Origin of the sequence: Tritonibacter mobilis (genome assembly GCF_001681715.1) — a bacterium.
Classification (GTDB): domain Bacteria; phylum Pseudomonadota; class Alphaproteobacteria; order Rhodobacterales; family Rhodobacteraceae; genus Epibacterium; species Epibacterium mobile.
In genome coordinates, this window is record NZ_LNWY01000015.1 from 21,154 (window position 1) to 39,985 (window position 18,832).

Sequence of the window (18,832 nt, forward strand, 5' to 3'; positions counted from 1 at the left end):
TCTAACGCCAAATATCCTGGGGTGAATTGGCCGCAGGCCAAGAGGGGCAACGCCCCTTTGGGTGGTTTCGGGCAAAGCTGCCGCTTCTCACTTGACACGGCCAAGCGATCCTGTAGAAGCGCGGCTTCATTGGTGTTGGTGGCCCCCGCAAGGGGATGCCTGTCAAGGTCGAGGATCATCAGATCCAAACCCAAGAGGACAACGCCCTTTATCGCCGTGGCGAGCCTGATCTGGTTCTGACGGTTGTGTGTCGCGCGCGTCCGCAACCTGAAAAGTGGGAACCGGTTTTCGGAGCGAGTTGCGGAGCCAAATGTAAAGGAGATCAGCCGTGACAAAACGCACGTCTGCCAAGTACAAAATTGACCGCCGCATGGGCGAAAACATCTGGGGCCGTCCGAAGTCCCCGGTGAACCGTCGTGAATATGGCCCCGGCCAGCACGGTCAGCGCCGTAAAGGCAAACTGTCCGACTTCGGTATTCAGCTGCGCGCCAAGCAGAAGCTGAAAGGCTACTACGGTGACCTGACCGAGAAACAATTCCGTCGCATCTACGGCGAAGCCGAGCGTGTGAAAGGCGACACCGGTGAAAACCTCATCGGTCTGCTGGAGCGTCGTCTGGACGCTGTTGTCTACCGCGCCAAATTCGTGCCGACCGTCTTTGCGGCCCGTCAGTTCGTGAACCACGGCCATGTGCTGGTGAACGGCAAGCGCGTCAACATCCCCTCCTACCGCGTCAAAGAAGGCGACGTGATCGAGGTGCGTGAAAAGTCCAAGCAGAACGTAGCTGTTCTGGAGGCCGTTCAGCTCGCAGAGCGTGACGTTCCGGATTACATCGAAGTTGACCACTCCAAGCTGACCGCCACTTTCGTGCGCGCGCCTGGTTTGGCCGATGTGCCGTACCCGGTGATGATGGAACCGAACCTCGTGGTCGAATTCTACGCCAAAAACTAATGCTGGTGCGCCCAATGGGGCGCGTCTGCTACCAGTTGGAAAAGCCGCTCCGTTTTGGGGCGGCTTTTTTCATGTCGTCGTTTTTGGAGAGGTGCAATATGAGGAAGGGCTTGGGTTTGAGAGGAATTGCCGGGTAGGGTGGAGATAAAACCGGGTCTTTGTGGTTGCACCTGCGGTCCGGATAAATTGGAGAGACCACCATGCCAAAGATTTCCGCCTTGTGTCGGGCGTTGACCTGCGGGGCTGCGCTGACAGTCGGTTTGACGGTTGCGGCGCTGGCTGCACCCGTAAAGCTCACCCCGGCCAACCCGCAGCCATCAGGGCTGAAGCCGGGGTTGTCTGTGCGCTATGCGTATCCTTCTGATGTGAAGAGCCTTGCTGCCGCGCGCAGTGCGCTCAAATACAAGGTTGAACAAGGGGCGCCGCTCAAGGGGCTGGATTACCGCGACACCGAGCTGGGGCAGAATGTGCTCACCGCCAAACGCGCTGAGCGGGTGGTGGCCGATATTCGCGGTTACGTGCGCTTTGATGCGCCGGGCATCTACACGATCGATTTTCTGACCAATGATGGCCTGCATGCGGTGGTCGGCGGTCAGGTGGTGGGCGAGTTTGATGGCCGCCAGCCCTGCGAGGAGACCTTTGCGGTTGAGGTCGAGGTGCCAGAGGCCGGATGGTATCCGCTCAAGGCGCTGTGGTTCCAGCGCACCAATACCGCCTGTTTGCACATGCGGGCGGGGCCTGCGGGCAAACGTCCCAAATGGATGCCGAATGCGGCGTTTGGGCACTGATATCGAAAGGGAGCAGGGCGGGTTTGCCGCGACCTGTGCCCCTCATTTTTCACGTAAACCATTGGAATACATATGATAGACATTCGTCCGGCCGTGTCAGCGGACGCCGAAGACATTGCCGTCGTGCTGGAGGCCCTGCGTCAGGCGGGCCGGCGCAAGACCGCAGGAGACGCGGCATTTGTGCGCGAGACTTACATTGAGAATGACAATCGCATCGCCTGTTCGGTCGCGGTTGATGCGGCGGGGCGGCTGTTGGGGTTTCAGTCCTTGCAGATCGCGCCGGAGGGCAATCCCTATGGCGCGCCGGTGGGCTGGGGCGTGATCGGCACGCATCTGCATCCCGATGCCAGCGGGCAGGGGATTGGGCGCGCCTTGTTTGCGGTGACGCGCGCGGCGGCTGAGGATGCGCGTTTGCCCGCGATCGAAGCCCTGATCGGTGCTGATAACGCACAAGGTTTGGGCTATTACAGTGCCATGGGATTTGTCGACTATCGCGAGACGCCCAAGGCGGTGGGCAAGAAGCTGGTTCTCACCACCTGAGGTCATGCGTTGTGATCCCGCGTTGTGATTACTTGGTGTCTGCCCATCAAACCGGCAGCGGGCGACCTTCGGCAATGGCTTCCATGGCGAAATAGGAGGTCACGCTGTCCAGTTCGACACCCGCGATCAGGCGTTGATAGACCTTGTCATAACTCGCCATGTCGCGGGTCACGACCTTGAGCTGATAGTCGTAATCGCCACCGATGCGGTGAAAATCCACCACCTCCGGGATCGTCAGCACATGGCGGCGAAACTGCGCCAGCCACTCGGCCGAGTGATGCCGGGTGCGCAGCATCACAAAGACCACCAGACCGAGATCGAGCTGGCTGCGATCCACTTCGGCGCGGGTGCCGCGCAGGATGCCCTTGTCCTGCAAGGCCCTGAGCCGCCGCCAGCAGGCGTTTTGCGACAGGCCGACTCGTTCGGCGAGATCGCGTTGCGACAGGCTGCCATCCCGTTGCAGGGCACGTAAAAGGTCGCGGTCAATTTGATCGATGTTTTTCGACATATGCGGATCATATGATATGCATATTAGGCTGTCACCTGTGTAAGTATGTGAAAATGACCAATCACTGGTGGTCTATCATTGCTGAAATGGCAATGAGGGCGCGACAATGATCCTTGAACAGTTCAAAACGGCGATCAAACACACAGCGGATGCGGGGGAGCTTGCTCAGGCGCTGATCGGCGAGGGGGTGATGATCCCCGGTCTCAACGGCGATGTGCCGCTGGTCTATGCGGATTACGTGGCCTCGGGGCGTGCGATGCGCCCGGTCGAAGCGTTCATTTCCGAAAAACTGCTGCCGTTTTATGCCAATTCCCACACCGAGGCCTCCTATTGCGGTCAGTATGTCACCCGCCTGCGCCGCGAAGCCCGGGCCGAGATTGCGCGGCTGACGGGTGCGGCGGACGACTGCGAGGTGATCTTTGCAGGCTCCGGTGCCACCGCGGGTTTGAACCGGTTGGTGAAGCTTTTGGGGATCGAGGAGGCGACGCGCCCGGTGGTGTTCATCGGCCCCTATGAGCATCACTCCAATATTCTGCCGTGGCGCGAGAGTCGCGCCGAGGTGGTGGAAATTCCCGAAGGCACCGAGGGCGGGGTCGATCTGGTGGCGCTTGAGGCGGCCTTGGTTGCGCATGCGGATGCAGATCTGAAAATCGGCAGTTTCTCGGCGGCCTCAAATGTGACCGGGATTATCACCGATCCCGATCCGGTGACCCGGCTGTTGCGCACGCACGGCGCACTTGCGGTTTGGGACTATGCCGGTGGCGGGCCTTATCTGCCCATCGACATGGGCGCGCATGGGGCGGAGCCAAAGGACGCCGTTGTGGTCTCGCCGCATAAGTTTCCGGGCGGGCCGGGGGCGTCGGGCGTGCTGGTGCTGCGCCGGGATGCGGTACGCGCGCGAAACCCTTCGTGGCCCGGGGGCGGCACGGTGAGTTTCGTGTCGCCGTGGTCGCATCGCTATGCGGACAGTCTGGCCGCGCGCGAGGAGGCGGGCACTCCGAATGTGGTGGGTGACATCCGCGCGGCGCTTGCGTTCCTGGTCAAGGAGGCCGTGGGGCAGGACCACATTGAGGCGCGCGAAGCCCGCTATGCGGCCAAGGCACGGGCGGCTTGGGCGAATGTGCCGGGGCTGACGCTTCTGGGGCATGAGAGCGCCCATCGCTTGCCGATCTTTTCCTTCACCGTGGACGGGGCATCCGGCGCGCCGGTGCATCAGCAGTTGTTTACGCGCATGTTGAGCGATGTCTACGGCATTCAGGCGCGCGGCGGTTGTGCTTGCGCGGGGCCTTATGCGCACCGCCTGCTGGAGATCGACCAGCCACAATCCGAGGCTCTGCTTGGCGATCTTCTGGCCGGGCGGGAGTTGCAAAAACCCGGTTGGGTGCGGCTCAACTTCTCTTATCTGATGGAGGAGGCGACCGTGGACTATGTGATCGAGAGCGTTGCAAAGCTGGTGGCAGAGGCCGAAGAAATCGCTGCCGCCTATGATGCCGACCCGAGCACCGCACGCTTCCAGCCGCGTGCGGCTTGATCCCTCAGTATAATCTATGAACGGACGTTGTGATTGAGGTGTTTCGCCTCGGGCTTTGCCCGAGGCGACCCGCGCCGCGTGCCCTTTGGGCACGCGGCGCGGCCCGGCCCAACGGGAGGATGTGCTCTGCTGCGGTGGATCTGCCAGATCCGGGACAGGCGCAAAAATGGGGGTCATGTGTGGCGTGGACGTGGCCAAAGGGGCACGGACGACGGGCGGGAGCCTCCCCGGGCGAGCGAGGTGTGCGTGCTCTGGCAGCGACAGGCGGCCCCATAGGTGTGTTGATGAAGCATTGAGGACAGTTGCGGCTTTTCCCATCGCGCCGAGGGCGCTATGACGAACAGGTTCGCGAAGGAGCTCAACGATATGACCCAAATCACACCGCAACCCGGTATCATGGACATCGCCCTCTATCAGGGTGGCGCAGCCCATGTGGACGGGGTGAGCAATGTGACCAAGCTCTCCTCCAATGAGAACCCGCTGGGCGCAAGCCCCAGGGCGGTGGAGGCGATGGCGCAGGCTGTCACCAGCATGCATCGGTATCCGAGCTCCGACCATATCGCCCTGCGCACCGCCATTGCCGAAACCCACGGGCTGGATGCTGAACGCATCATCTGCGGGGCGGGCAGCGATGAGATCATCGCTTTTCTGTGTCAGTGCTATGCCGGGCCGGGGGATGAGGTGCTTTATACCGAGCACGGGTTTGCCATGTATCGCATTTCCGCCCTTGCCGCCGGGGCCACCCCGGTCGAAGTGAAGGAGCGCGAGCGCGTCACCGATGTGGATGCGCTGCTGGCAGGCTGCACGCCGCAGACCAAGCTGGTGTTCATCGCCAACCCCAACAACCCCACTGGCACCATGATTTCCGAGGCCGAGGTGGCGCGCCTTGCCGATGGTATCCCGGAGGATGCGATCCTCGTGCTGGATGGGGCCTACGCTGAGTATGTCGAGGGCTTTGACGCCGGTGCAAGCCTCATCGAGGCGCGTGAAAACGTGGTGATGACCCGCACGTTCTCCAAGATCTACGGACTGGGGGGCGCGCGTGTGGGCTGGGGCTATGGGCCAAAGCCGATCATCGACGTACTCAATCGTGTACGCGGGCCGTTCAATGTCTCGGTGACGGCGCTTGCCGGGGCCGAGGCCGCGGTGCGGGATCGTGCGTATGTCGAAACCTGCCGCGTCGAGAACGCCAAATGGCGCGGCTGGCTGGCGGATCAACTGGCCGGGCTGGGCGTGCCGTCGGACACATCCTGTACCAACTTCATTCTGGCGCGCTTTGCCTCCCAAGCGGAAGCGGAAGCCTGTGACGATTTCCTGAAACAACGCGGCCTGATCGTGCGCCGGGTGGCGGGGTATAACCTGCCCACCGCCTTGCGGATCACTGTCGGAGACGAGACCGCATGCCGTGCGGTTGCAAGCGCGGTCAAGGACTTCAAGGCCGGGGCGGCACAATGAGCGAGATGTCAGTCAAACCCGTCTACAACCGCGTGGCATTGATCGGTCTTGGGCTGATTGCATCCTCGATGTTCTGGGCCATCAAACGCGCGGGGCTTGCGGGGGAAGTCACCGGCTATGCCCGCAGCCCGGAGACCCGCGACACCGCGCGCCGGATTGGTCTGTGTGATCGGGTCTGCGACACCGCAAGTGCGGCGGTTGAGGGCGCGGATCTCGTGGTGCTCTGCGTGCCGGTTGGGGCGATGGGCGCGGTTGCGGCCGAGATTGCACCGGCGTTGATGCCCGGCGCGACGGTCTCCGATGTGGGATCGGTCAAGCGCCATGTGATCGAGGATGTGGCGCCGCATATTCCAGATGGCGTGCATTTTGTGCCCTCACACCCGCTTGCGGGGACCGAGCATTCCGGTCCCGAGTCGGGCTTTGCAGAGCTGTTTGACAACCGCTGGTGCCTGTTGGTGCCAGTGGAGGGCAGCGCCCCGGAGGCGGTGGCGCAGCTGCGCGCCCTCTGGGAAGGGATGGGCGCGCATGTGGATGAGATGGACGCCGATCACCATGATCTGGTGCTGGCGGTGACCAGCCACACGCCGCATTTGATCGCCTATACAATGGTGGGGGTGGCAGATGATCTGCGCCGCGTGACCGATAGCGAAGTGATCAAATATTCTGCGGCGGGGTTTCGCGACTTCACCCGGATTGCGGCCTCGGACCCGACCATGTGGCGCGATGTGTTCCTGACCAACAAGGACGCCACGCTGGAAATCTTGGGCCGGTTCACCGAGGAGCTCTTTGCCCTGCAACGGGCGATCCGCACCGGGGATGGCGCGCATCTGCACGACTATTTCACCCGCACCCGCGCCATCCGGCGGGGCATTATCGAGGCTGGTCAGGACACTGCCGCGCCGGACTTTGGTCGCGGGCCGAAAAAATGAGGGCGCGCGCGGGGGCACGGCTGGCTGGCGTTGCCATGGTGCTGATCCATGCTGGCTGCGGGCTGGTTGCTGCCGCGCCTGAAACCACCCCGCGCCCGCCGCTGGAACGCGGGGCAGAGCTGGCGCTGACGGAGGTCACTGAGGTCTCTGCTGTGGCGGCGACACGGACGGTGCCAGCGCCACAGATGCGCCCACACATCCGACCAGTGTCTGCACAGATCATCGCAGCCGCCGCCCGTCCGGTGGATCTGGCTCCGGTGGCACCGGGGGAAACCCTGCGCCCGATGATGCGCACGCCGGAGTTCGAGCAGCAGGTGCTCTTTGGGCGTGCCAAACGGCGGCGCGGCTCTGTTTGCGGCGATATCGACATCCAGGGTGAAGAGGCGGGGGATATTCCCGGCAAGCTCCGTGGGTGCGGCGCGCGTGATGCGGTGCGGGTGCGGTCGGTGTCGGGGGTGACGCTGAGCAGGCCTGCGCTGATGACTTGCGAGACGGCAAAGGCGCTGAATAAATGGGTGTCGCGCGACGTGGAGACGGCGTTTGGTCGCTCTAACCGAGTGGTTCAGCTCAGGGTGGCAGCCGGGTATAGCTGCCGGACGCGCAACAACCGTCCGGGGGCGAAAATCTCTGAACACGGGCGGGGTCGGGCAATTGATATTTCCGGCTTTACGCTTGAGAGCGGGACCACAGTAAGCGTGTTGAAGGGCTGGCGTGATCGCTCGACGCGCAAAGCCCTGCAACGCCTGTGGAAAGCGGCCTGCGGGCCGTTTCGCACCGTGTTGGGGCCAGATGCGGATATCTATCACCGCGATCACTTTCACCTTGATGTGGCCCGCCATCGCAGCGGGCGTTACTGCCGTTAAGCGCCGCATTCGTGTTCCGGTGGCTCTCCCGCCCCCGCAGGGGCGCGACCGCGCAAGGCACACCCATATCAGCACGATCAGCGCGTGGGCCTAAGTCGCATATCATTTCACAGTTGCGCGCGCCCCTTGGCGGGGTTGAGCCGGGCAGCCAGTCCCGTACCGGGACTGGCTGCGGCGCCGGGCCGAATGGCCCGGCGCTATGCCCAACGCGGGGCGATGTGCCCTGCAAGGGCGCAGCGGCAAGGGGCGGGAGGGCCACCGGCGCGGGGCGCTAACGCAGGATCAGGCGCGGTGCGGGACCAAGCGGGATCGGGCCGATGGTGATATAGCCGCTGCGAAAGCCCAGCGTGATATCCAGATCCTCCGGGTTGCCACTGGCCCGCGCCAGCACCGCGATCACCCGGCTGGCCTGTTCGCGTGCGGTGGCGGACATCAGCCCGGTGTCTTCTGCCATTTCCAGAAACTCCGCCCAGGCCTCAACCTGCAAGGCCAGTTCTCCGGTGGGAATGCCTGTGGCATCCACCTCAAGCGTGCCTGCGCTTTTGATGCGCATATCCCCCCACTTTGCCTCCAGCAGGTCGATGTCGATCATGCGGGGTTGCGGGCGGCGTTGCTCCAGTGCGTTGCGATCCCATACGGTATCGAAGGTTACATCCGCCACCAGAGTGAGTGTCTCAAAGGTCTGTGGCAACTCAGGTGCGGCGCGCAGCAGGCGGCGCAGGTCCGTGCCGGGGCGAAAGGCATGTGCTTCTGCGGTGATCTGATAGTTTTCGGCCGGATCGCTTTGGACCACGCGCAGGTTCAGATCGCCGGCGCTGAGGACGCTGTTTTGCCCGTCGCCAATGCTCCACGCGCCGGAGGTCAGCCCCAACTCCTCCAACTCCAGCGCCAAGCCGGGTGCAAGAAACAGATCCGCCTGCAACCCTTCGGTCGTAATCACCGCTGTTTGATCATAATAGGACAGGCGCTGATCGCCGTCAGAGAAGCGCAGGCTCTGATGTCCGGGCCAAATCGCAGGGCTTTGCAACTCCAGCCAATCGGTGCGCCAGGCCGCTCCGGTGCCGGGATCGGCCAGTGTAGGTCTGTCGATGCGGGTCACATGCCGCCATGGAAAACCGCCCAGCGTGCCAGCGGGGGCAATCTCGCCCACCTCCACCTGCCAGCCGCGCGTCGCCTGCATTTGAAACCAGCCCTGAACGCTCTGGCGCAGACCCCAGGCGGCCACGGCCCAGTAGAGCCCCCAGATCACACAGAGCCCCAGAAGGATCTTCAGACCGCGTTTCATGCCGCACTGCCCCTTTTGTTTCCGCCCGTTTTGCTGTTTACAGGCGCTCGCAATAAAGGACCAGTAACATGACGATGTGGGTATTTGGATACGGCTCTCTTCTGTGGAACCCGGAGTTCCCGATCGCGCAAAGCGAAGTGGCAACGCTGCATGGTTTTGCCCGCTCGTTCTGCATGCGCTCGATCCACCACCGCGGCAGCGAAGAGATCCCCGGACTGGTGCTGGCGCTGGATGCGCAAGAAGATGCCCATTGCAAGGGGCTGGCCCTGCGGGTCGAACCCGGCCACGAGGAGGCAACGCTGGCTGCGCTGCGCGAACGTGAGTTGATTTCCTCGGCCTATGTGGAGCGCTTTCTCGATGTGGAACTGGCCAGCGGTGAGGTGGTGAATGCGGTGGTCTATGTAATCGACCCGCATCACGTCCAATATTGCCATCTGGAGCTGGAAGAGCAGGCGCGGATCATCGCCCATGCGGTAGGCGGACGGGGGCCGAACAGCGAATATCTGTTCAATACCGCAGGGCATCTGGATGAAATCGGCCTGAGCGATCCTGACCTCAGCTGGCTGACAGAGCGGGTCCGGCAGATTTTGTCATAAATCCTTGGCGACCATGGGACTTTCAGTCTAGGCTGCAGGCGCAGAACCAAGACAAAGCCTATCGGGAGCCGCAAGGAAATGGCGCATCACGAACGCGAAGGCCGGCCACAATTTTCACAGCCGGTGCGCCAGGTTGTCATGATGCTGATTGCATTGGGACTGGCAGGCGCGGGGGCCTTTATGGCGTTGCCTCGGGTGATGCCGGTCTTTGAGGCGAACCCCTATCTCAACGGGTTTATCGCCTTTGTGTTTGTGATCGGGGTGTTGGCGACCTTCTGGCAGGTGGTGCAGCTGATCAATTCGGTGCGCTGGATCGAACGCTTTGCCGCCGGGATCACCACGGATGATGATCGTGCGCCCTCGATGCTGGCGCCATTGGCGGCGCTGTTGCGCTCTCGGGGCGCGCGGATGCAACTTGGGTCTGCCTCGACACGCTCCATTCTGGATTCCGTGGCAGAACGCATTGACGAGGAGCGCGAGATCACGCGCTACATCGTCAACCTTTTGATTTTCCTTGGCCTTCTTGGCACGTTTTACGGGTTGGCGACCACGGTTCCGGCGGTGGTCGACACCATCCGCAGCCTAGCACCGCAGGATGGCGAAGAGGGGGTTGCGATCTTCAACCGGCTGATGACCGGCCTTGAATCGCAGTTGGGCGGCATGGGCGTGGCCTTTGCCTCCTCGCTTCTTGGTCTTGCGGGCTCATTGATCGTGGGCTTGCTGGAGCTGTTTGCGGGCCATGGTCAGAACCGGTTTTACCGCGAGCTCGAAGAATGGCTGTCGTCTTTCACCCGTGTCAGTTTTTCCTCGGGCGAGGAGGGCGGCACTGGCGACAGCAACCTTGTGGCTGGTGTGCTCGATACGATGGCCGAGCAGATGGACGCGCTGCAGGCGATGTTTGTTCAAACCGCCGAGGGGCGCGCGGAGGTTGAGGGCAAGCTCTCGCGTCTGATCGACACCATCGAAGAGATGAACCGTCGTCAGGATGATGTGGCGTCGATTTCCGGCGCATTGGAGCGCGTGGCCGTCGGCCAAGAGACCATTGCCGAGCTGATGCGCGCGCATGGGGATGTGGGCATTGATGCCGAAAGCCGCATGCGGCTGCGCTCGATTGATGTGCAGATGCTGCGCATTCTGGAAGAAATCTCCGCCGGGCGGCAGGAGAGCCTTGCGGAGTTGCGCAAGGATATCGACCTCTTGGTCAAAGCCTTTGCAGGCCCGCGTGGCATGGACCGTGCAGCGCGAATGGCGGCGCGGAAAGAGAGCTGATCCATGGCCCTGAAGCGCCGTACCGGTCAACGTTTCCAAGGGTCCATCTGGCCCGGCTTTGTGGATGCGATGACCGGGCTTTTGCTGGTTCTGATGTTTGTGCTGACCATTTTTATGGTGGTGCAATTTGTCCTGCGCGAGACGATCTCCGGTCAGGAAACCGAACTGGATGAGCTCTCGACCGAGGTGCGGGCGTTGGCGCGGGCGCTTGGCGTCAAAGAGCGCGAGGCCAGCCAGTTGCAGGCCCGTTTGGGGGCGCTTGGGGCGACACTGAATTCGGCCCGTTCCGATCTGGACGCAGCGCAGGATCAGATCACGGCCCAACAAGCCCGCATCAGCGCGCTGACGCAGGAACGGGACGCGGCGACCTCGGATCTTGCGGCGGCACGCACGCAGATTTCCGATTTTGAGGCACAGGTGACCGCATTGATTGCCGGGCGCGACAGTGCCGAGGCGCAGATCGCCGATCTCACGGCAGAGCGCGACGCGCTGGATGCCGCACGCGGTGAACTCTTGTCGGAACAAGAGGCGCTGAACCTCGCATTGGCGCAATTGCGCGATGAGGTCGACGCAGAGGCGGAGGCCGCACGTCTGGCGGCGGCACGCACCGAAGCTCTGCAAGCGCTGGTCGCGGATCTGCGCAAGGAGGGCGAGGCGCAATCCGCCCGCGTGGCAGAACTGGAAGAGACGCTCTCTGAAGAAGAGGCCAATCGTCTGACTGAGGCTGCAGCGGCTGAAGCCTTGCGCGCGCGGCTGGAGAATGCCGATGCTGAACTCACGGCGATGACGCTGTCGCTGGAGGCAGAGCGCAAGAAAGCCGAAGATACGCTGACATTGCTGGCCGCTGCCGAAAGCGCCCGAAATAAGCTGAATTCCGAACTGGAAGACGCGCTCTCGGCCATTGAAGAGGCCAAGGCGCAGGCAAATGACCGCGATGAGCTGGCAGAGCGCCTGACGCGGGTGCTGGCCCAGATGGAAGTCACCGAGAGCACTGCATCGGCGCGCGTTTTGGCCCTCGAGGCAGAGCTGGACCGGGTGCGGACCGAGAGTGCCGCGACCCGCGCCCGACTCACCGGCGAGTTGGAGACCGCCCGTCAACAGGCCGCAGACACCCGTGGGCAGCTTGAGGCTGAACTGACCCGGCAACAGGCGGCCACGGTCGAAACCGAGAGCCAATATCAGGCCCAGTTGCGCGATGTGCAGAGCGCTTTTGACAAGGAACGCCGCCTTCTGGAGGATCGCCTTGCCAGCCTGCAAGCGGAGGCGGAAACCACACGGCGCGACCTGCAGGATCAGCTTGCGACCCTGCGTGGTCAGGCCCAGGAAACCCGCAGCGGTCTGGAGACCCGTCTTGCGCGTGCCGAGGCAGATCTGGCTGCAGCACGCGCGGCGGCAAGCTCCACCGCAGAGGAACGGGCTTCGGTCGAGCAGCGCTTGTTGGTCGCGCTGGAGGCGCTGGAACGGGCGCAGGCGGCGGCCACGGATCAGGAGGTTTTGCAAAGCCGCCTTCTGGCCGCCCTCGCGGAGAAGGATGATTTTGCGCAAAACCTCACCGAGCAGAAAACCCTTGCGGAACAGCGCGCGGATCTGCTGGCACAGGCGCGCAGTGCCTTGGCCGAGGAAAAGCAGGTCTCGGAAGAGGCGCGCCGCGAGACGGCGCTTTTGAATCAGCAGGTGGCGGCGTTGCGCGAACAGCTTGGCGGTTTGCAGGCCCTCTTGGGTGATTTCAAGGAACGCGACGCTGCGCAGGGCATCCAGTTGCAAAGCCTCGGTCAGGATCTGAACACTGCGCTGGCACGCGCAGCCGCCGAAGAGCGCCGCCGCCGGATACTGGAAGAGCAGGAACGCAAGCGGCTGGAGGCGGAGCGGGAGCGGCTCGCCAATGAAGCCAAGGATCTGGAACAGTACCGTTCGGAGTTTTTTGGCCAGTTGCGCAGCCTTCTGGGCGATCAGGAAGGGGTGCGGATTGAGGGGGACCGGTTTGTCTTTGCCTCGGAGGTGTTGTTTGCACTGGGAAGCGCCGAACTCTCTGAGGCGGGAAAGACCGAAATCGCCAAAGTCGCGCGCATCTTGCAAAACGTGGCTGCCGCGATTCCCGATGACATCAACTGGATCATTCGCGTCGATGGGCACACGGACAATCAGCGGTTTTCGGGCACTGGCAAATACGCCGATAACTGGGAACTCAGTCAGGGCAGGGCGCTGTCGGTGGTGCGCTACATGATGGATGAGCTGGGCATTCCCCCCGGACGGCTGGCCGCAAATGGATTTGGCGAATTTCAGCCGGTTAATCCGGCCGACACCCCCGAAGCGCGGGCGCAAAACCGCCGAATCGAATTGAAGCTTACGGAACGCTGACAGCGCGTGGCGCGTATTTGGTAAAACTACAATTAAATAAGGCTCCGGCGGTGTTTCAACCGCCAGAGCCTGCGTTCTAAAATAGGACTTTTGAAAACAGGACGGCACCACCACTCACGGCTTATTGGATTCGTCCGGGTTCTTTTTATCATAGTTTGCCCGTTTTTCCAATAAATTATCACCCATGAGAGTTTTTTGTGCTATACTCTTCAGTACAAATTCGATTTACCGCCGCCATGTCTGTGAGCATCGTTTCAGGAGGGGCATTTTTGGACAGATTACGCGCCATATTCGAACTGCGTGACATGTTGCGTCAAATGGAGCGCGACATCGGTCTGGAGGATCTAAGCCCAGCCGAAAAAGACGTCTTTCAAGCCGCTCATCGTCTGACGGATGCGCCGGGGCAGTTGGTCTTGTCCGATCAGATCCGTCAGCACCCGCTGACCAGCGGCATCGCACAGGCCACATTTCACCGCGCGTTGCGGTCACTGCTGGAACTCGGCTTTCTGGAGCGGCCCGAGGGCGCGCGGGCCAAACATTACATGGTGCGTAAGGACCTGCTGCACGACTAAACCCCGCACCAGTTTCTGACAATTTATTGCATAACGTCACGTTGAGACCGGTTTCCGGCAGGTCTGGCGCGAGATGAATTGCCTTGTCGCTCTTTCGCGTCTAAAGCTTGCGTATGAGAGCAGCTGATAGTTTTTCACCCGGCGTGGGTGGCTTTGTGATGATCGCTCTGACGTATATCATATGTCATGGCATCACGATCTGGGTGATTGCCCCTGCGCAGCGTTTCTTTCTCGATGATGTTTCTGTCCTCGCCAGCTTGGCGTATCTGCCGCATGGGGTCCGGGTTCTCAGCATTTGGCTGGTAGGTTGGCGGGCGCTGCTGCCGCTGGTTGTCGGCGCGATACTTGCCAATCTGATTTTCACCAGCGCGGATATCCTAGACCTGATGCACGATAAGATGTGGCTGTCGCTCGCGATGAGTGTGCTTTCGGCCTATTTTGCTTTTGAACTGCTGCGTGCCTCTGGCATATCGGCCTATGCGGGGGGCGGGCGCAGGGTCAATTGGCGCAAGCTTCTGTTGGCCGGGCTGTTGGCGTCGGTGTTCAATTCCATCAGTCAGACTTTGATTTTCTCAGGTATACTCGCGCCGAGCGGTAAGCTGACAGAGCTCGCTTCCTTTGCAATCGGTGACCTGCTGGGTCAGGTCGTGTTGATGTTTGGCCTGATGATGATTTTCCGCGCCCTGCGTAGCCCCACGGCCAGCGCCTGATCTTCGGGCTGAGTGCCTTGATACGGGTGAGGATTGGGCTCGCGAACATCAGAACCGTTATCCGCAGGCCGTTAATTTCATGCGACGTTAAACTCATGCGACAGGGTTTAAGGTTCTGGACCCAGACACGCCAAAACGCCCGCCTCAGTTATCCGAGGCGGGCGTTTTTAATTTACATCAGGCGCTTGCACCTTTGGCGCGTTGCTTATTCAGCGGTGAGCAGGGGCGGCTTGTTGCCGCTAAGGCGCGGCTTGCCGGGGCCTTCGATGCGCAGATCAAGCTTGCCATCCTTGATGCCGACCTGAACCACGCCCCCTTTGGAAAGCTTGCCGAACAGCAACTCCTCCGCCAGCGGTTTCTTGATGTGTTCCTGGATCACGCGGCCAAGGGGACGGGCGCCCATCTTGTCGTCATAGCCTTTGTCGGCGAGCCATTCGGCGGCCTTGCGGGTCAGTTCGATGGAGACATTGCGGTCCATCAATTGAGCCTCAAGCTGCAGGACGAACTTCTCGACCACCTGCAGGATGACCTCCTTGGGCAGCGGGCCAAAGGAAATGGTGGCATCCAGACGGTTGCGGAACTCGGGGCTGAAGGTGCGCTCGATGGCGGCGGTGTCTTCACCCTCGCGACGGTCACGGCCAAAGCCGATGGCGGATTTCGCCAGCTCCGACGCGCCCGCGTTTGAGGTCATGATCAACACCACGTTGCGGAAGTTGACCGTGCGACCGTTGTGGTCGGTGAGCTGGCCGTTGTCCATCACCTGCAACAGGATGTTGAACACATCCGGATGCGCCTTCTCGATCTCGTCGAGCAGCAGCACACAGTGCGGATGCTGGTCGACACCGTCGGTCAGCAGGCCGCCCTGATCAAAACCCACATAGCCCGGAGGCGCACCGATCAGGCGAGAGACCGCGTGTTTCTCCATGTATTCCGACATGTCAAAGCGCAGCAGTTCTACACCAAGCGTGTCGGCGAGCTGTTTGGCCACCTCGGTTTTGCCGACGCCGGTGGGGCCTGCAAAGAGGTAATTGCCGATGGGTTTTTCCGGCTCGCGCAGGCCCGCACGGGCCAGTTTGATCGCCGAGGACAGCGCATCAATGGCGGCATCCTGACCAAAGACCACGCGTTTCAGCGAGGCTTCAAGGTCCTTCAGCACCTCGGCATCGTCCTTGGAGACGTTTTTCGGCGGGATACGGGCGATCTTGGCCACCACGGCCTCGATCTCCTTAACGCCGATGGTCTTGCGCCGCTTGCTCTCGACGACCAGATGCTGCGCGGCCCCGGCCTCATCGATTACGTCGATGGCCTTGTCGGGGAGCTTGCGGTCATTGATGTAGCGCGCCGAGAGTTCGACCGCGGATTTGATGGCATCCGAGGTGAACTTGATCGAGTGATGCTCCTCGAAATAGGGTTTCAGCCCTTTGAGAATCTCGATGGAATCCTCGACCGAAGGCTCGCTGACGTCGATTTTCTGGAACCGACGCGACAGCGCGCGGTCTTTCTCGAAATGCTGACGGAACTCCTTATAGGTGGTGGAGCCCATGGTGCGCAGCTTGCCGCCCTGCAAGGCAGGTTTCAGCAGGTTGGAGGCATCCATCGCGCCGCCAGAGGTGGCGCCCGCGCCGATCACGGTGTGGATCTCGTCAATGAACAGCACCGCGTCGGGGTGTTCTTCGAGTTCGGTGACCACGGCTTTGAGGCGTTCCTCAAAATCACCGCGATAGCGGGTGCCCGCCAAAAGCGCGCCCATATCGAGCGAGTAGATGGTGGTTTCCGACAGTACCTCAGGCACTTCGTTTTGTACAACCTTGCGGGCCAGACCCTCCGCGATGGCGGTTTTACCGACACCGGGATCGCCGACCAGCAGCGGGTTGTTCTTGCGGCGGCGGCACAGCACCTGAATGCAGCGCTCTACCTCGCTGTCGCGACCGATAAGGGGATCGATATCGCCTTCGCGGGATTTGGCGTTGAGATCGACACAGTATTTCGACAGCGCCGATTCTTTCTGTTCGCCTTCCGCGCCTCCGACGGTGGGGCCACCCCCGATTTCATCCTCGGCGTCCGTCGCGCCGGTCACGGGACGGTTTTCGCCGTAAGCAGGGTCTTTGGCCACGCCATGGGCGATGAAATTCACCGCATCATAGCGCGTCATATCCTGATCCTGCAGGAAGAAGGCGGCATCGCTTTCGCGTTCGGCAAAGATCGCAACCAGCACATTGGCGCCGGTAACTTCAGTGCGACCAGAGGACTGTACGTGGATGGCAGCGCGCTGGATCACGCGCTGGAATGCAGCGGTTGGCACCGCTTCAGAGCCGTCGATGTCGGTGACAAGGTTCGCAAGATCCTCGTCCACGAATTCAAGTAAGGTTGATCGCAACTCATCAAGGTTCACGTTGCAGGCCTGCATGACGCGGGCCGCGTCTGGTTCCTCGATCAGGGCCAGCAGCAGGTGCTCCAGGGTTGCGAATTCATGACGCCGTTCATTCGCCAGCGCCAGCGCCGCGTGAATGGCTTGTTCCAATGTGCTCGAGAATGAAGGCACGGGCGTGCTCCTCTGTCTTGGGTCATGGGGATCGGTCGCCACCGGGCGGGCCGGTCCTGTCCCATAACCATGTCCTCATACTGTTAGAGTTTGGTTGATAGAACGTAAGCTTCAAGGGCTTTTTGCGTGATTGTGGTCACAATTCCCGACATTGTGCTCACATATCTTGTGCGAAATTGATGGGGAGGCCGGAAAACGACATCAGAATCTGTCTTTCGCAGCCCTGATATGGGCAAAGACCTCCGCATCTTCAACCCCCTCCAATCCCAGAGATTTCTTTAGATCCGCATCCCCTGCGCGCAAAAACGGATTGGTGGCTTTTTCCAGCTCCAGCCGTGCGGGAACGGTGGGAAGATCACTTTTACGCGCCTGAGAAATTTCACGGGCTCTTTTTTGCAGCGCCGCATTATCGGGGTCGATGCTGAGCGCAAAGCGGGCGTTACTTTCTGTATATTCGTGGCCCGAGAAGACCAAAGTGTCGTCGGGCAGGGCGGCGAGGGTGGTCATGGTGTGCCACATCATGGCGGGCATGCCCTCAAAGAGGCGGCCGCATCCCATCACCATCAGGCTGTCGGCACTAAACAGGGCAGGGCCTTCGGGATAATAAAAGGCGATATGGCCGAGGGTATGGCCGGGCACCGCGATCACCTGACAGCGTCCCGCGCCGGTGCCGCCCTCAAAACCGGGTTCCAGCTCCATATCAAGGGGAGCGCCCTGCGCCGCGATTTTATCGGCCTCGGCCTTGGGGCCCATCACGGGGCAGCCATACTTGTCGCGCAACGCGTTGATCGCGCCCACATGGTCATGGTGGTGATGGGTGATCATGATGACGCCGAGGTTCCAGCCGCGCGCCTCAAGCGCGGCAATGATCGGTGCGGCCTCGGGGGCGTCGATCACCGCGACCCCGTCGGGGCCGTTGACCAGATAGGCGTAGTTGTCCGCAAGACACGGTACTGTGACGATTTCGAGGCCATTTGCCACGGTGGTGGGGAAAGAGGTCTGATCGGGCATGGTCATTCGCTTTCACATTGCTAGACTGCCCCCAGAGTGACCGAAGCAATGGGCGTCTGCAATGCATCTGGATGTGCAGGATCTGAGGAATTTCTACTACCGCAGCACCTTGGGGCGCGCGGCGCAGGCCTCGATCCGAGGGCAATTGTTGCGGATGTGGCCCGACGCCACCGGCGAGACGATTGCGGGATTTGGCTTTGCGGCCCCGTTGTTGCGGCCCTACCTGAGTGAGGCGCGCCGGGTCATGGCCTTGATGCCGGGGCCACAGGGGGTGATGCAATGGCCGGCAGGGCAGCCCAATGTGTCGGTGTTGTGCGAGGAGACCTCTTGGCCGGTGGAGACGGGGCGCGTCGACCGGCTGGTTCTGTTGCATGGTCTTGAAACCTCGGAACAGCCCTCAGCCCTGCTGGATGAATGCTGGCGGGTGATGGCGCCGCGGGGCAGGGCGATCTTTATTGTGCCCAATCGTGGCGGGCTTTGGGTGCGCTCGGATGCGACGCCCTTTGGCTATGGTCGGCCCTATACGCTGACACAGCTGGAAAACCAGCTGCGCGGGCATCAGTTCACCATCGAGCAGCACGCGGCCGCCCTCTATCGCCTGCCCAGCCCGCGCCGCTTCTGGCTGAAGTCGGGCGCGATGATCGAGCGGGTGGGGCGCAGGCTTCCGGCGATGATGGCGGCGGGTGTGTTTCTGGTGGAGGTTTCCAAGCAGACCCATCCGCAAAAGGGCCATATGATCCGCACGCGCCGCACCAATCCGATCCGGGTGCTGGAAGGGCTGTCCAACCCGATTGCGGAGCCAGCATAAAGCGCAAGTTTGAGATGCAAGTGCATGGCTGTTTGATGGGCACGATTGCCGGGTGATCGTTGTCGACGCTTCATGGGCGAGATTCGACATTGTGTACGCTTGTGTACCGAAATGACGC

General features: G+C 61.6%; 17 protein-coding genes. 13 read left to right on the plus strand and 4 right to left on the minus strand.

Features of this window, described 5'->3' with window-relative positions; translation table 11 throughout:
* Positions 1-328 precede the first annotated feature (328 nt).
* The 3 genes from rpsD to UB90_RS15265 all read left to right on the plus strand — a co-directional run bounded on the left by rpsD (position 329) and on the right by UB90_RS15265 (position 2,277).
* A complete protein-coding gene (gene rpsD / locus UB90_RS15255; RefSeq protein WP_005641099.1) occupies positions 329-949 on the plus strand; it encodes a 30S ribosomal protein S4 in 621 nt (206 codons plus the stop codon).
* Positions 950-1,149: 200 nt separating this feature from the next.
* Entirely contained in the window at positions 1,150-1,737 is a 588-nt protein-coding gene (locus UB90_RS15260; RefSeq protein WP_065326499.1) for a PA14 domain-containing protein, read from the plus strand.
* Between the two features lie 72 nt (positions 1,738-1,809).
* Entirely contained in the window at positions 1,810-2,277 is a 468-nt protein-coding gene (locus UB90_RS15265) for a GNAT family N-acetyltransferase (RefSeq protein WP_065326500.1), read from the plus strand.
* Between the two features lie 46 nt (positions 2,278-2,323).
* On the opposite strand, the gene UB90_RS15270 is transcribed toward UB90_RS15265, so the two are convergent.
* Positions 2,324-2,785: an Lrp/AsnC family transcriptional regulator gene (locus UB90_RS15270; RefSeq protein ID WP_065326501.1), complete on the minus strand. Its 462-nt coding sequence runs from the start codon at positions 2,783-2,785 to the stop codon at positions 2,324-2,326.
* Positions 2,786-2,891: 106 nt separating this feature from the next.
* Here UB90_RS15270 and UB90_RS15275 point away from each other — a divergent pair, with 106 nt between their 5' ends.
* The 4 genes from UB90_RS15275 to UB90_RS15290 all read left to right on the plus strand — a co-directional run bounded on the left by UB90_RS15275 (position 2,892) and on the right by UB90_RS15290 (position 7,563).
* On the plus strand, positions 2,892-4,316 hold the full coding sequence (locus UB90_RS15275; RefSeq protein WP_065326502.1) for an aminotransferase class V-fold PLP-dependent enzyme: 1,425 nt from the start codon (positions 2,892-2,894) through the stop codon (positions 4,314-4,316).
* Between the two features lie 366 nt (positions 4,317-4,682).
* Complete coding sequence (hisC, locus tag UB90_RS15280; RefSeq protein ID WP_065326503.1) at positions 4,683-5,771, plus strand: histidinol-phosphate transaminase; 1,089 nt, start codon at positions 4,683-4,685, stop codon at positions 5,769-5,771.
* Positions 5,768-6,700: a prephenate/arogenate dehydrogenase family protein gene (locus UB90_RS15285; protein ID WP_110613684.1), complete on the plus strand. Its 933-nt coding sequence runs from the start codon at positions 5,768-5,770 to the stop codon at positions 6,698-6,700. The genes hisC and UB90_RS15285 overlap by 4 nt, the downstream gene beginning before the upstream one ends.
* Positions 6,697-7,563 (plus strand): extensin-like domain-containing protein, encoded by an 867-nt coding sequence (locus UB90_RS15290; RefSeq protein ID WP_065326504.1) that lies wholly within the window; start codon positions 6,697-6,699, stop codon positions 7,561-7,563. Before UB90_RS15285 ends, UB90_RS15290 begins: the two co-directional genes overlap by 4 nt.
* 271 nt (positions 7,564-7,834) lie before the next feature.
* Here UB90_RS15290 and UB90_RS15295 read toward each other — a convergent pair whose 3' ends face one another.
* Complete coding sequence (locus UB90_RS15295) at positions 7,835-8,848, minus strand: DUF2125 domain-containing protein (protein ID WP_065326505.1); 1,014 nt, start codon at positions 8,846-8,848, stop codon at positions 7,835-7,837.
* 68 nt (positions 8,849-8,916) lie between these two features.
* Here UB90_RS15295 and UB90_RS15300 point away from each other — a divergent pair, with 68 nt between their 5' ends.
* The 5 genes from UB90_RS15300 to UB90_RS15320 all read left to right on the plus strand — a co-directional run bounded on the left by UB90_RS15300 (position 8,917) and on the right by UB90_RS15320 (position 14,353).
* Positions 8,917-9,444, plus strand: a complete 528-nt coding sequence (locus tag UB90_RS15300; RefSeq protein ID WP_065326506.1) for a gamma-glutamylcyclotransferase — start codon at positions 8,917-8,919, stop codon at positions 9,442-9,444.
* Positions 9,445-9,522: 78 nt separating this feature from the next.
* On the plus strand, positions 9,523-10,713 hold the full coding sequence (locus UB90_RS15305; RefSeq protein ID WP_009177233.1) for a hypothetical protein: 1,191 nt from the start codon (positions 9,523-9,525) through the stop codon (positions 10,711-10,713).
* A 3-nt stretch (positions 10,714-10,716) separates the two neighbouring features.
* Positions 10,717-13,071, plus strand: coding sequence for a peptidoglycan -binding protein (locus UB90_RS15310; protein ID WP_065326507.1), 2,355 nt, complete (start codon positions 10,717-10,719; stop codon positions 13,069-13,071).
* A 269-nt stretch (positions 13,072-13,340) separates the two neighbouring features.
* Positions 13,341-13,643: a hypothetical protein gene (locus tag UB90_RS15315; RefSeq protein WP_009176671.1), complete on the plus strand. Its 303-nt coding sequence runs from the start codon at positions 13,341-13,343 to the stop codon at positions 13,641-13,643.
* A gap of 113 nt (positions 13,644-13,756) precedes the next feature.
* Positions 13,757-14,353, plus strand: a complete 597-nt coding sequence (locus UB90_RS15320) for a hypothetical protein (RefSeq protein WP_065326508.1) — start codon at positions 13,757-13,759, stop codon at positions 14,351-14,353.
* A gap of 205 nt (positions 14,354-14,558) precedes the next feature.
* Here UB90_RS15320 and clpA read toward each other — a convergent pair whose 3' ends face one another.
* Positions 14,559-16,895 (minus strand): ATP-dependent Clp protease ATP-binding subunit ClpA, encoded by a 2,337-nt coding sequence (clpA, locus tag UB90_RS15325; RefSeq protein ID WP_065326509.1) that lies wholly within the window; start codon positions 16,893-16,895, stop codon positions 14,559-14,561.
* Positions 16,896-17,096: 201 nt separating this feature from the next.
* Positions 17,097-17,912 carry a hydroxyacylglutathione hydrolase gene (gloB, locus tag UB90_RS15330; protein ID WP_065326510.1) on the minus strand — a complete coding sequence of 272 codons (816 nt, stop codon included), beginning with the start codon at positions 17,910-17,912 and terminating at the stop codon, positions 17,097-17,099.
* Between the two features lie 55 nt (positions 17,913-17,967).
* Here gloB and UB90_RS15335 point away from each other — a divergent pair, with 55 nt between their 5' ends.
* Positions 17,968-18,714 (plus strand): methyltransferase domain-containing protein, encoded by a 747-nt coding sequence (locus UB90_RS15335; protein ID WP_046002439.1) that lies wholly within the window; start codon positions 17,968-17,970, stop codon positions 18,712-18,714.
* The last annotated feature ends 118 nt before the right edge of the window (positions 18,715-18,832 follow it).